The sequence below is a fragment of the Lysinibacillus canaveralius genome, from assembly GCF_047301505.1.
GTDB lineage: Bacteria > Bacillota > Bacilli > Bacillales_A > Planococcaceae > Lysinibacillus_B.
This window is the reverse complement of record NZ_CP154840.1, coordinates 1,286,907-1,299,594: the sequence shown is the minus strand read 5'-3', so window position 1 is coordinate 1,299,594 and position 12,688 is coordinate 1,286,907. Positions and strand designations below refer to the sequence as shown.

Annotated in this window: 12 protein-coding genes; 4 read left to right on the top strand and 8 right to left on the bottom strand. The window is 43.5% G+C overall.

The features are described from left to right. Nucleotides 1-80: 80 nt before the first annotated feature. From AA0Y26_RS06395 to AA0Y26_RS06370, 6 genes are all read right to left on the bottom strand, one after another. Nucleotides 81-551: a hypothetical protein gene (locus tag AA0Y26_RS06395; RefSeq protein WP_413366165.1), complete on the bottom strand. Its 471-nt coding sequence runs from the start codon at nucleotides 549-551 to the stop codon at nucleotides 81-83. A 147-nt stretch (nucleotides 552-698) separates the two neighbouring features. Further along, a complete protein-coding gene (locus AA0Y26_RS06390) occupies nucleotides 699-1,283 on the bottom strand; it encodes a hypothetical protein (protein ID WP_413366163.1) in 585 nt (194 codons plus the stop codon). A 558-nt stretch (nucleotides 1,284-1,841) separates the two neighbouring features. Next, nucleotides 1,842-3,212: an argininosuccinate lyase gene (argH, locus tag AA0Y26_RS06385; protein WP_413366161.1), complete on the bottom strand. Its 1,371-nt coding sequence runs from the start codon at nucleotides 3,210-3,212 to the stop codon at nucleotides 1,842-1,844. A gap of 95 nt (nucleotides 3,213-3,307) precedes the next feature. Further along, a complete protein-coding gene (locus AA0Y26_RS06380) occupies nucleotides 3,308-4,516 on the bottom strand; it encodes an argininosuccinate synthase (protein WP_413366159.1) in 1,209 nt (402 codons plus the stop codon). Between the two features lie 174 nt (nucleotides 4,517-4,690). Then, on the bottom strand, nucleotides 4,691-5,440 hold the full coding sequence (locus tag AA0Y26_RS06375) for an SDR family NAD(P)-dependent oxidoreductase (protein WP_413366157.1): 750 nt from the start codon (nucleotides 5,438-5,440) through the stop codon (nucleotides 4,691-4,693). Between the two features lie 91 nt (nucleotides 5,441-5,531). After that, nucleotides 5,532-6,929 (bottom strand): MBL fold metallo-hydrolase, encoded by a 1,398-nt coding sequence (locus AA0Y26_RS06370; protein ID WP_413366155.1) that lies wholly within the window; start codon nucleotides 6,927-6,929, stop codon nucleotides 5,532-5,534. 256 nt (nucleotides 6,930-7,185) lie between these two features. Between AA0Y26_RS06370 and AA0Y26_RS06365 the strand changes: the two genes are divergently transcribed. Beyond that, nucleotides 7,186-7,458, top strand: coding sequence for a YesK family protein (locus AA0Y26_RS06365; protein WP_413366153.1), 273 nt, complete (start codon nucleotides 7,186-7,188; stop codon nucleotides 7,456-7,458). Between the two features lie 383 nt (nucleotides 7,459-7,841). Here the strand turns inward: AA0Y26_RS06365 and AA0Y26_RS06360 are convergent, their stop codons facing one another. Then, on the bottom strand, nucleotides 7,842-9,131 hold the full coding sequence (locus AA0Y26_RS06360; RefSeq protein ID WP_413366151.1) for an MFS transporter: 1,290 nt from the start codon (nucleotides 9,129-9,131) through the stop codon (nucleotides 7,842-7,844). Between the two features lie 208 nt (nucleotides 9,132-9,339). On the opposite strand from AA0Y26_RS06360, the gene AA0Y26_RS06355 reads away from it, so the two are divergent. From AA0Y26_RS06355 to AA0Y26_RS06345, 3 genes are read left to right on the top strand one after another with little or no spacing between them, the layout of a single operon-like run. Further along, a complete protein-coding gene (locus AA0Y26_RS06355) occupies nucleotides 9,340-9,828 on the top strand; it encodes a sigma-70 family RNA polymerase sigma factor (RefSeq protein ID WP_413366149.1) in 489 nt (162 codons plus the stop codon). Continuing rightward, nucleotides 9,825-10,808: an anti sigma factor C-terminal domain-containing protein gene (locus AA0Y26_RS06350; protein WP_413366147.1), complete on the top strand. Its 984-nt coding sequence runs from the start codon at nucleotides 9,825-9,827 to the stop codon at nucleotides 10,806-10,808. The genes AA0Y26_RS06355 and AA0Y26_RS06350 overlap by 4 nt, the downstream gene beginning before the upstream one ends. Beyond that, on the top strand, nucleotides 10,790-11,083 hold the full coding sequence (locus AA0Y26_RS06345) for a hypothetical protein (RefSeq protein ID WP_413366145.1): 294 nt from the start codon (nucleotides 10,790-10,792) through the stop codon (nucleotides 11,081-11,083). The genes AA0Y26_RS06350 and AA0Y26_RS06345 overlap by 19 nt, the downstream gene beginning before the upstream one ends. Before the next feature lie 133 nt (nucleotides 11,084-11,216). On the opposite strand, the gene AA0Y26_RS06340 is transcribed toward AA0Y26_RS06345, so the two are convergent. Continuing rightward, nucleotides 11,217-12,371 carry an MFS transporter gene (locus AA0Y26_RS06340; RefSeq protein ID WP_413366143.1) on the bottom strand — a complete coding sequence of 385 codons (1,155 nt, stop codon included), beginning with the start codon at nucleotides 12,369-12,371 and terminating at the stop codon, nucleotides 11,217-11,219. Nucleotides 12,372-12,688: the final 317 nt, after the last annotated feature.

Genomic DNA, 12,688 nt, shown 5'->3' with positions numbered 1-12,688 from the left:
TATCCAGCATCTGACTGGATGGCCATTTCATATCTACAGGAATAATTCAGCCACTAAAATTGCCGGTCTTTTACGAAGCGTTAGTTTTTTATATCGTACACTAGAATATCAAATAACTCCTCATCTGCATAAAGGAGAATTGCCCACTCTCCTTGGTCAGGGAAAGAGACGGAAGAAGGGGCATGTGCATCTGCTCCGTTATTTGATCCACCCATGGGAACACTCCAGCCCTGGGTCAATATTTTGTGAACTGTCTCTGTTTTACGCTCATAACCGACAACTGTTAATTCCGTCGGCTCCACACCCCACAAATGCCACATCCATTTCTGTCCGTTAACGCTTGGCATACCTGCTCCGATAACACCTGACTTATTTTCATTGCCAATCATGCCTCGGCCAAACGCCTCGGCTTTTTGCTCCCAATTGATTTCTTTAAAATCGCTCCCCTTTACGAATGCCGGCACATCGTCAGGCAGTTCAATCAACTTTTTCTCTGTACATGCCGTCATTACCAGCACAAGCAGAAATAGAACGAACGATAATTTTTTCATACATCCTCCCCCTCCCAATGAAACTATTAACTTATTTCAGATTGCTATCGAAAACTCCTTCTCAGTCTTATAAGTTTTGATTTAAACCCCCGTACAAAAAAGGACGGAACCAAAACAAGGGATTCCATCCGTTATCCTAACGTTTTATTAATAATTTCCGCCGATTGCCCCACCATTGCGGTTAAGGCCATTTGAATTATAGCCGCTTAAATTATAGCCTTCACGATCGTAGCCTTGCGCATCGAAGCCAAATATATCATAGCCATCCCTATAGCCATGCGGGAAATATTCCTTGAAAGGGTCGCCATCCATTGTCAGCCACCTTTTTGTCAAGCCATTGATATCATAGCCATGATCATCATAGCCCCGGACATGCGTACTGTGGCGGGAGTAACCAACCTTATTATAACCTTCTCTATTAAACCCTTGTTCATCAAAGCCAAATATATCGTAACCATCTTTATAGCCAAGGATGTGCAAGCCCGTTGTCGGATCATACCCATACGGATCAATCATATGTGTGAGCTTTGTACCCGTTCGCTTCTGTGAATCAAATGGTGCCGGTCCATCACCAAACACAAGATATTGCATAGCAGCATGCTCACTGTCGGAAATCTTCACACCTACTGATTGGCCATATAGGTAATACCAGCTCTTATGAATGCCAAACACATTATAGCCAAATTTGTTATAGCCTGTGAGGCCGATATACTGATCGTCATATATATTCATCTGAAGCGCCTCCTTATGATGTTATTATGAAACAATAAGATTGAATTTTCAAATTATAGATAAAGAGGATACTTTCTTTATCTATAGCTAATTTTTATTTTGAAGCAATCCATTACATGTCCGCTCCTCATTTTGTAGAATATGGTTGCGGAGGTGAAAAAATGAAACATCTTCAGCTTTCAGCACTTGTTTGAAGGCTGCCGCAAAACCATATGCACTTTCACTATTGGGAGGAGCAAAACAGTCGTGCCGCAGCCGGATATATGGGGGGACGATTACCAATCAGGCATTTCGAAGATTCTTCGGGGTAAAATCCCGGGATGCGGCAGCCCGGCTGCTTCGGAGTTTGGAACGGATAGGCGATACGCGAGGAGCTGTTTATAAAATTTCAGAGCAATTAATTACTAAGCATCAGGACTTATTGTTTAATTCGCGTAATAGGAGGTGAAATTCGCGTAATACCCTCTTCCGACAGAAAGCAAAAAGGCAGATGTGTATACACATCTGCCTTCACCTTGCTGATCGCTGCCTCACGGGACAGCATTAATCAAAGATTTATTAAAGTAGCTCTTTTGCTTTTGCTAATTGGATTTTTACCTGCTCAAAACCAGTACCGCCAAGTGAGTTACGGCGGCGTACAGCTGCTTCCGGTGCCAGCACTTCATAGATATCGGCTTCAATAAGCGCTGATTCCTTTTTCATCTCCTCAAGCGGCAGATCTAATAGGTAGATTCCCTGCTGGATACAGGTAAATACAAGCTTCCCTGTTACTTCATGCGCTTCACGGAACGGCATCCCTTTTGTCGCCAGATAATCCGCAAGCTCTGTTGCATTAGAGAAATCAGAATGCACGGCTCCGTGTAAACGCTGTGTATTCACGGTCATTGTGCGGACCATGCCCTCAAAGATTTTCAATGAGCCGAGTACCGTTTCCATCGTATCGAACATGCCCTCTTTATCTTCCTGCATATCCTTGTTGTATGTCAGCGGTGTCCCTTTTAGCACTGTTAGCAGCCCTATCAGATTGCCAAATGCACGGCCCGCTTTCCCGCGGATTAATTCCGCCATATCCGGATTTTTCTTTTGCGGCATAATGGAAGAGCCTGTCGAGAATGCATCATCCAGCTCGATAAACTTGAACTCATCTGTTGACCAAATGATGATTTCCTCTGCAAAGCGTGACAAATGTGTCATTAATAGAGCTGAATTCGAAAGGAACTCTACGATGAAGTCACGATCACTTACCGCATCCATCGAGTTTGCGTACACATCCGCAAAGCCAAGAAGTTCTGCCGATTTCAGGCGGTCAATCGGGAAAGTCGTCCCCGCCATTGCTCCTGCACCAAGCGGCAGGATATCGATTCGCTTCATCGACTCAGAGAAACGCTCCTTATCGCGCTGCAGCTGCCAGAAATAGACCATCAAATGATGGGCAAATGAAATGGGCTGTGCACGCTGCAAATGAGTATACCCCGGTGCGATTGTTTCAACGTGCTGCTCGGCCTGCTCCAAAATCGTTTTTTGGAAGTTTTCGATCAAACCGATGACTTCCGGTACACGTTTCTTCAAGAATAGGTGCATGTCTGTTGCGACCTGGTCATTACGAGAGCGCCCTGTATGTAATTTACCGCCGACAGGACCAATCAGGTCAATCAGCATTTTCTCCAAGTTTAGATGAATATCCTCGTTCGCTACGGAAAATTCCAGCTCACCAGCATCCGCTTTTTCCTTCAGCTGGGCTAGTCCCTCTAGGATTTTCGCTACATCCTCAGCTGGCAGAATTTCCTGCGCGCCAAGCATCGTTACATGTGCAACAGAACCCTCGATATCTTCCATCACAAGCTGCTGGTCAAAGCCGATTGATGCGCCGAATTCATCGACCCAGGCTTCTGCCGACTTTTGAAAACGGCCGCCCCATAATTTCGCCATAATTGCCACTCCTATATTAGTAAGTCATTTGGACAGACGATAAGATCTGCCTTTAAAAGAGGAGCAAGAAGCATTCGCCCCTTGCTCACCGTGAATTATTTTGTTACGGATTGCTTTTTCGTTACTTCTGATGCTACTACAGTCGGAAGGCCCCATAATTCAATGAATCCAACTGCTGATGCGTGGTTGAATTGGTCTGCTTTCGAGTACGTTGCCAGCTCTTCAGAATATAGAGAGTTTGCAGATTTACGTCCTTCTACAATCGCATGACCTTTATATAATTTTACACGTACTGTACCGTTTACATATTTTTGCGTTTCTTTTAAGAACGCTTCTAACGCTGTACGGATCGGGTTGAACCATAGACCGTTGTAAATAATTTCAGATAGCTTATGCTCGATGATCGGTTTGAAGTGAGCAAGCTCTTTTACAAGCGTGATATCTTCCAGTTCTTTATGAGCAGTTAATAACACTTTTGCACCTGGGATTTCATATACTTCGCGTGATTTAATCCCAACAAGACGGTTTTCTACGTGGTCGATACGTCCAACACCATGTGCACCTGCAATTTTATTCAACTCTTGGATTAGGTCCGCTAGTTTCATTTCGATACCGTTTAATGAAACAGGCTTTCCTTCCACGAACTCGATTTCTACGTATTCAGCAGTGTCTGGCGCGTTTTCCACAGAGACTGTTAAACCGTACGCTTCCTCTGGCGGCGCTACCCAAGGATCTTCCATGACACCTGCTTCGTTTGCACGGCCCCAAAGGTTTTGGTCGATAGAGAATGGAGAATCAATTGTTGCAGGAATCGGTACACCATGTTTTGCAGCGTATTCGATTTCCTCATCACGGCTCCAGCCCCAGTCACGTACAGGCGCAAGAACTTCTAAATCCGGATTTAATGCTTTAATTGACACTTCAAAACGAACCTGGTCGTTTCCTTTACCAGTACAGCCATGTGCTACTGCATCCGCATTTACTTCGTTTGCAATTTCCACTAATTTTTTTGAGATTAATGGACGGGATAAAGCTGATACTAATGGATACTTTTGTTCGTACCATGTATGGCCTTGCAGGGAAACTAATGCATATTCCTCTGCGAATTCGTCCTTCGCATCTACCATATACGATTCAATCGCACCTACTTGAAGTGCCTTGTTTTTGATGAACTCAAGGTCTTTTCCTTCACCAACGTCTAGACAAACAGCGATGACGTCCCATCCTTGTTCTTTTAACCATGGAATTGCTACCGATGTATCAAGGCCGCCTGAATAAGCGAGCACTACCTTTTTATTAGCCATTTTGATTTGCCTCCGTTATGTTTTATGTATGTTTATACATCAAATTAAAAGTTTATACATGAATAGTATCATGGAATAAAAATAAACACAAGTGTATTTCTATAAAAAATTAGACTTTTTTAATTCCTTAAAAAAGTCTAATTGTCGCGCTTTTCAGTCTATATTATGCACGTTTTATTTTTTATTGAAAAAGCCCTTTCCTACCTTCTCGACGAGCACTGGTGCCAGTGCATAAAGTTTCGCCGTTAGTCCCATTACACGAGGCAGATTCACCTCGCGTACCGGACGTTCAATTGTTTTTACGACTTCTTTTGCTACGTATTCCGGTTCGATTAAAAAGCGTTTGATCGCTTCGCGGTAAGCATTCGTTGCATCCGCCTTCTGTAAAAAGGGCGTATCGATCGGGCCTGGGAAAATACCTGTTACCTTGACATTATCATCTGCCAGCTCCAAACGAACTCCATTCAAAAATCCTGTTATTGCATGCTTCGACGCTGCATATACGCTCGCCTTGCGTGTCGCTACCTTGCCCGCCTGCGAGCTGACAAAGATGAGATGACCCCCGCCTCGTGCAATCAACCTTGGAGCAAGACGCTTTGTAAAATAGATAGGTGCTTTGACATTTACATCTATCATTGTATCCACTTCGTCATCCGTCAATTCATATACGTTTGCAAATATGCCAAGACCTGCATTCAGGATAGCCACATCGATATCTGGCAGTTCGGAAACAACTCGCTCTACGTCCTCCAGCTTACGAAGATCCGCCTGCATGACATGAGCGCCCATGCTCGATAATGTCTTGAGTGCCGATTCGTTTCTTCCAGTCGCATAGACGATATAGCCTTGCTTTATACATAACTCAGTAATTTTCAATCCAATACCACTCGTTGCGCCAGTGACAAAAACTGTTTTTTTATTCATTTTCATGTATATGACCTACCTCTCTTTTCTCCTATTCATTATATAAAAAAAGAGAGTGGCCGTATATTCGCCACTCCTCTAAAAAGGTTTTTTAAATTTCTTCGACGTCCTCCTGCCATTTTGTATAACCGCCCTCCATGTTCACTAAATTATGAAATCCATTTGCCTTCAGAACACTTACGGCAATGGCAGAACGCTGGCCTGCTTGGCAATGCACAATCAGCTTTTTGTCTGGTACTTCCTGTAACCGGTCCTTCAGGGTTCCTATCATCAGATTGATGGCGCCTTCGATATGTCCTTCTTCATATTCATTCTTTCCACGCACATCAATTACTCCTGCGTCCTCGGTGTCCATTATGTTTTTTGCTTGTTCAGGTGTTACGTTCATATAAGAGTCTAGTTCGCTCGTTTCTTCTAGTACCTTATGGACGTCAAGATAGCCTGCTATCTCATCAATACCGATTGAAAGGAGTGTAATTAGAATGCCTTCCATGTCGAATGGATCAGCAAGCAGATAAAGCGGTTTTTCGTAATCCATTATCCATCCCATCCAATGCGGAAACGATTCATTAAAAGGAATGTTAATTGTTCCCTTCAAATGTCCTTCTGAAAAGCTTTGTGCATGCCGAGTGTCGATAACTTGGTGCTCTGTTGCAACTAGTCCTTCAAGATTTGCTGTTTCAGTTAGCAGATCCGGCTGCGGCAGACACTCAAGAAGCTGCGCCCCATTTTGATTGACAGCCTTCATAAGAGCAAAATACGGCGGGATTTCCGGCTGTTCTGCTAGTATTGCCTGTACAAAATTTTCTTCCGTTTCAAACTGAAACGCCCAATTGAAGCGTTTCTCATATCCAATTGTTGAAGAAGGAACGTCACCATCAGCTTTCCCGCAAGCGCTTCCTGCACCATGCGTCGGCCATACTTGCAGGTAATCCTCCTGCTGTTTCATCTGTTCAACCGATTTATAAAGAGCTTTTGCTCCTTCTTCCGCTTTTACATCGCCGCCTGATTCTCCTAAAATATCCGGGCGCCCAATACCTCCGAATAGTAAGAAATCCCCCGTAAAAATACCGATCGGCTCATCTGCCTGTCCGCTGTCTTTCAGCAAAAAGGAAATGGACTCGGGTGAATGGCCCGGTGTGTGCAGCACTTCAAAGATCAAGGATCCGATTTCAAACTGGTCCATGTTCTTTAGAAGCTTATGCTCGAACTTCTCTAGATTGTGATATGCCCACTTTTCACCGCCCTCACCTGAAAGGTACATTGCTGCGCCTAGATGGTGTGCCAATTCCCGTGTGCCTGATACAAAATCGGCATGAATATGCGTCTCCAAAGCCCCGACGATTTTCATGTTCTTTTTTTCTGCTTCCTGTACATAAGGATTAATATTACGCATCGGATCAATAATGACTGCCTGCCTTGTCTTTTCACAGCCAACCATATAGGAAGTGTGTGCTAATTTCTCATCATAAAAAGTTCGTAATAACATCGCTGTCTCTCCTTCCTGTCTACGTGTAACTTTCAAAAATAGACATTCCCTTCCTTTGTTCATTCCCTGTCTTCCTTCACATAACCATCCCGCGTTAGTTCCAAACGGCAAATAAATGTTTCATATCTTCTACAAGATCATTATGAGAGGCTGGGCTGTCCAATCATTCATAATAAAAAATTCTATATAGGAATTTGTTTTCAACGGGGAGAATAGGATAGGGACAGCTCATTTATCCAGCCAAGGAGGTGATGTAATGGAAGGTTTCAATATCTTTCTTTATATTTGCTTAGGCATTGCGGTGTTTTCTGTGGCAATTGGTATTTTCCTGAGAAGAAGACAACATGACCGGATTATCGGCAAAATGTTTGCCTTGCTGTTTTTAGTAAGTGTATCGATTCTCTTAATCAGCCTGTTCATCGGAGGCTGGGAAGGAATGGGGTATGGATTCATCGGTATTTCCATTTTCCTTGGAAGTATCATTGGATTGGCTGTTACTGTGCTGATCAGACCAACGAAGCGAATATAGGTAATTTTTTTCCACAAACCGTTCAGTATGTGGCACGTTCCTTCAGTGGACTGCCACATGCAGGCATTTTTATTCCTCAAAAAAGCACATTCACATTCGCCCAGTTATTTCACGTATAGAAAAAGCGTGCTCCACTGCCGGGATGTAAGAAATACATTTTCCTCATGCGCCGCTTTATGGAAATTTTTTCTACAATAAAAAACGATGAAGCCAGATGCTTCACCGTCTATGAATAAAAGAATGGGGGATTTTATAAATATCCCTTTACGTTTTGTTGGCCATAACCGTTTTCTTTCTAGTATTTAGACTAGCATTGCCAATTATGACAGTTTGATACGTACATACTATAAGAAGCGATCTATCCATACCCCCTTCGCCTTTAGCTAAATAACCTGTGCGCTTTTACGCTTCTTAAGAGAAGCCCATACGAGGACAGGAACCAGCAGCAAAGAAAGATACATACCAATGAAGCCTAAAATGGCGTAGCTTGAGTATGCGACAATCACACTTGAAAGAATACTGCCTAAAGAACCGCCAAATGCAATGCCAACATCAATGGAACCTTGGATCTTTGCTCTATTTTGCAATGTTGTGGAATCAACGATAATAGCTGTACCGCTAATGAGCCCGAAGTTCCAGCCAAGACCAAGCAGCATAAGGGCAATTGTCAGCATGATGACAGAGCCGTCTGTTGCAAAAGCCGCCAACAATCCCGCGGCTGCCAATGTGAAGGCTGATGCTACTACCATCTTCACTCGCCCTACTTTATCAACAAGTGAGCCTGTAACTAGTGAGGGCAAGTACATCGATGCTACATGGAGACCAATTACCATGCCGACAGCAGACAGCGTACTGCCATGATGCTGCATATGAACAGGCGTCATTGTCATAATGGCTACCATGACAATATGAGAGAGTACAAGAACGGAAGCACCTACCACAATGCCTGTACGGTGGTAGCTTATAGATGCGGTTGTTTGAACAACTTCCTCTTCTTTCTTCTCTTTTCTTTCCTCTATCATCCGAGCCACAAGAAGCGGATCAGGCTTTAAGAATAAATAAAAGACAAGTCCTGCTGCCCCATAGGCAAGGACTGCCAGCATGAATGGCCCTGAAAGTGCAGGCAGAGAGAAAAATTCCGCTACCCGTCCCATTGGCGTCACTAAATTCGGCCCTGCTACTGCCCCGAGTGTCGTGGCAATCATAGCAATGCTAACGGCTTTGGCACGCTGATGCTTGCTTGCCAGATCAGCACCAGTATAGCGAGCCTGCAGATTCGTCGCTGTTCCTGCACCATAGACAAATAAGGCTATAAAGAGAAGAGGTACATTATTTAATGCAGCTGCCGCTACCACCCCAAGTGCTCCAACTGCTCCTGTAAAGAATCCTAATGAAAGCCCTAATCTTCTTCCTTTCTGGTGCGTTATCCGCCCTACAAGATAGGCTGCCAATGCAGATCCGAGCGTAAAAAGTGCAGAAGGAAGCCCCGTCAGACTCTCCAGCCCCAGCATATCTTTTGCCAATAATGCCCCTACTGTAATACCCGCTGCCAATCCCGCACCCCCGAGCGTTTGTGAAAGCAGGACGACCAGCAGCGTTCTTTTATAAAGAGCACGCTGCAATACTTCTGAAGCAGCAATTTCCGTTATATCTGTTGTTTGAAATCGAAACATCGCTCATTCCCTCCTTTTGTTTCTATCTATTATTATAGGAAACTTCTAAGTGCTTGTATGTACTATTTCATTCAGAAACTGCTTTTGCATTCTTTCTCTACAAAAAGCCTTTGCCTTCCGATACAGTACAAGAGCAGCTTTAATAAATATGTAATTTTTGCAACTTTTGACTTTGCAGATCCGAGGATAGGTTGAAAGGTGGGAAGAGATGGAGCTCGAACTTGAACAAATATATATAGAATATATGAACGATCTATACCGCTACCTGTATTCCTTGACGCACCACCATGCACTTGCAGAGGATCTTCTACAGGAGACGTTTTCTAAAGCACATGTCGCATTGCTGGGAGGCGGCATCCGTGACATAAAGCCCTGGTTATTCAAAGTAGCCTACTATACGTATATCGATAGTGTCAGAAAAGAAAGCCGCTTCATCCATTCAGACACCGTTGATGAAATTGATGATCATACACCTGAGCAAATCACCATACAGAAAGATTCGTTTCAAAAGCTGCTGGACCTTTTGGAAACAATTAAGCCAATTGAAAAGCAGGCAATCCTGTTATGCGATGTCAATGATTGTACAAACGAGCAGGCTGCTGAGATTCTCCAGCTGAAACTGAATACATTGAAAAGTCATTTAGCCAGAGGACGTCGAAAGCTGCGTGAAAAACTTACAAAGGAGGAGAATACATGAATTCATATGAAAAATTGCTGTTACAAGCAAAGCAGGATGCGCCTACTCCTGAAAATGATTCCGGACACAAAATCAAAAAAGCAATTACTTCCTCAAAATGGAGGCTTATTCTTTCAACAATTACCGTCGCTTTGCTCATTGTTCCAACCATTTATATGCTGACGTTCTTTTACTATGCATTCGGTACAAAATCAACGACACTGATGGATGTAACAAGCTATACGATGTATGTGACCGAACCAAACACAACACTGGAGGAGCTGGAATTCGATATGGACTTTTCCCTATTTTCTATGGATTTGTCGTTTGAGCAATTCAAGCAAATTGGGGACGAATTTTATCCAATTAAAACATACAATCTAAAATTTGCATTTGATGAGCTGGTCGACAAGGAGATAGCCTCCCGTCTAGAAAAGGCGTATCCTAAATACCCTACTGAGACAAACCAATGGCTCGTCCATCCTCGGAAAACTCCTGAATTCAGCACTACAGAAGAGGATCTTAAACTAGCCGGCCTGCCTGAAGAAACTGTTGTAGAAGCTTATCTATCCTTCAACGATCTGTATTCAGTCAAGGACGTAGTGAGCACAATGGAGGGTGTTGATGTGACATGGGCTGCCATTTATACAGGCGTAGAAGATACTATGCTCAGCGCTGGCGGTAATGTTGTATCTCCAATTGGCTATCCGGTACTGCCTGATTCAACGAACTGGTCTCCTTTTAAGGATGCTCAATCTCACGAAGAAGTGTTTCTTGATATGCTGAAATATTTACAGCCATATGAAGAAATTGCGGTCGATGTGTCGGCACATAAAAATCTGGAGCTCGCAGAACGAATCGATTATCTAGAAAAGAATGGATTTATGACATATGGTGTTGTCGTGACAGGACCGAAAAATGAAGTGGAAAAACTGCAGAACAAGCCAATGATTCGTTACATGAAACTCGGGGAGGTGAAGCTATGGAACTGGGCACGCTAAAGATTAGGATTTTTCAGTGGGCAGGCTGGTTGAGTGTCATCGTCGGGTTATTCGCTTTAGCAATGTTAAATATCTCTCTCTTATCGGGATACGATACACCATTTAACGACCGATTTTCCCTTTTCATTTTCTTAACGATTTTATTTGGTATACTGGCCTGCTTCCGGCGTACCAGCCGGACGTTAGGCTTATGGGGGATAGCCCTGGCAATCTTTCTAATTCTATTTATGGGCGTCATGTTCTTCCTTGGATGGGCTATTGTTCCTTTCCCTTGATGAAAAATGAGCGGTATCTCATTTCAGGCCTACCGGAATTAACATATGTATCTGAATAAAGTGAAATAAAATAACGATTCTGCATTTGTAAAGACCGGATTCACGATCTAAGTGAACCCGGTCTCTTTGTCAGTTAGCCTATTTTTTCAACTTTTCTATACATCAAAGCAAGCAGCATGGACGGAATCGTGCAAATAATCATTCCGATGAAAGCGTAGCGCGGCTCGATTTCATACAGATAGCCCCCTAGTATCGTAAAGACAGCCGTACTCCAGCTGAGCGCGAGTGCCGAGTACATCCCTTGGGCATTTGGCACCTGCAATGGCGGGATGTTCTTCGTTAAATATTTCATAAACGCATAATGCCCCATCGCAAAGGAAGCTGCATGCAGCGTTTGGGAAATGGTAAAGACAATGACACTCGGAAACGCAAAGACAATAATCCAGCGAAGCGTGGAACCGAGCGCCGCCACTGTCAGTAACGTACCGACCGAGTACTTACTGAATGCCGTATCTGCCTTCGCAAAGAAAATGATTTCACTAATAACAGCGATATTGATAATGACACCAATCAAGTATTTCGGTGCGCCAATTTCCTGCAGATAGATATAACCGTAGTTGTAATACGAAGCATGCGCTGCCTGCAGTAAGATAACGATGAGCAGCACGAGGCCGAAATGCTTAATTTTAAAGAGATCACGCATGGCAAACGACGACTCTTTCGTTCTTTCCGGTTTCACTGACAGCACTTCCGGTGTCTGGAACAACGCAAGCAGCATAAACACAATAACCCCGAGCAGCATTGCCCATAAAATAAAGCCATCACCGAATGTTCCTGTAAACAGTGTCAGGAGCAGCCCTCCGACAACAAAGCCAATCGATCCCCAAGAGCGGCTTTTTCCATAATGCTTCAGCTGGCGGCTTTGTACCAGCACAGATGCTGCGCTATCCAATGCCGGCATCAATACCGGATAACACATATGGATCAATAAAGTTACGATGAATAATGCACCAAAAGACTGCGATGGAATATACAATAGCAATGATAAAAATGTTGCAATCCCAAATGTATTAATCAATCGTTTACTGCTCCATATACGCAGCAAATACGGGAAGATGAACAAGGTCGTAATCCCGCGTGCTGCCAGTCCGGCACTCATCATAAAGCTTACATCCGATACGGTAAGCCCTTTCTCATCAATCAGCCAGCCCGACCAGTAAGGCAGGAAAATTCCCCACGTTAGGAAAAATATAAAGAAATGCTGACTCATCCAGCGATGTATATTCATCAATCTTACCTCCAATTCTATTGCATCATAGCACGAACTTTTTTAGAATAATGTGAGATATCTCATATTCGAGGATAGAATTTTGAAATAATCTTATCATTCTTCTTTTGAGAGAAAAACCAGAGTGAAGACAAAGTCGTTTTTTACCTTTGTCTTTACATTTCTTCAAATAGTATTTTAAGGTAAAGTTTTACCCAGCCGGTCTTGAAAACGTTTGCCAGACAAGGCGCGCCGCCGAGTGAAGACGCGAATAGAACTCAAGTTCATGAGCGCGCGAGCGAGGCAAGCAACGCTGAATGAAAACGTTTGTCAACAGG

What these genes read in the sequence shown, in the direction of transcription:
- AA0Y26_RS06395 (WP_413366165.1), bottom strand. Translation starts at nt 551, where the DNA reads ATGAAAAAATTATCGTTCGTTCTATTTCTGCTTGTGCTGGTAATGACG.
- AA0Y26_RS06390 (WP_413366163.1), bottom strand. Translation starts at nt 1,283, where the DNA reads ATGAATATATATGACGATCAGTATATCGGCCTCACAGGCTATAACAAA.
- argH (WP_413366161.1), bottom strand. Translation starts at nt 3,212, where the DNA reads ATGGCGAAATTATGGGGCGGCCGTTTTCAAAAGTCGGCAGAAGCCTGG.
- AA0Y26_RS06380 (WP_413366159.1), bottom strand. Translation starts at nt 4,516, where the DNA reads ATGGCTAATAAAAAGGTAGTGCTCGCTTATTCAGGCGGCCTTGATACA.
- AA0Y26_RS06375 (WP_413366157.1), bottom strand. Translation starts at nt 5,440, where the DNA reads ATGAATAAAAAAACAGTTTTTGTCACTGGCGCAACGAGTGGTATTGGA.
- AA0Y26_RS06370 (WP_413366155.1), bottom strand. Translation starts at nt 6,929, where the DNA reads ATGTTATTACGAACTTTTTATGATGAGAAATTAGCACACACTTCCTAT.
- AA0Y26_RS06365 (WP_413366153.1), top strand. Translation starts at nt 7,186, where the DNA reads ATGGAAGGTTTCAATATCTTTCTTTATATTTGCTTAGGCATTGCGGTG.
- AA0Y26_RS06360 (WP_413366151.1), bottom strand. Translation starts at nt 9,131, where the DNA reads ATGTTTCGATTTCAAACAACAGATATAACGGAAATTGCTGCTTCAGAA.
- AA0Y26_RS06355 (WP_413366149.1), top strand. Translation starts at nt 9,340, where the DNA reads ATGGAGCTCGAACTTGAACAAATATATATAGAATATATGAACGATCTA.
- AA0Y26_RS06350 (WP_413366147.1), top strand. Translation starts at nt 9,825, where the DNA reads ATGAATTCATATGAAAAATTGCTGTTACAAGCAAAGCAGGATGCGCCT.
- AA0Y26_RS06345 (WP_413366145.1), top strand. Translation starts at nt 10,790, where the DNA reads ATGGAACTGGGCACGCTAAAGATTAGGATTTTTCAGTGGGCAGGCTGG.
- AA0Y26_RS06340 (WP_413366143.1), bottom strand. Translation starts at nt 12,371, where the DNA reads ATGAATATACATCGCTGGATGAGTCAGCATTTCTTTATATTTTTCCTA.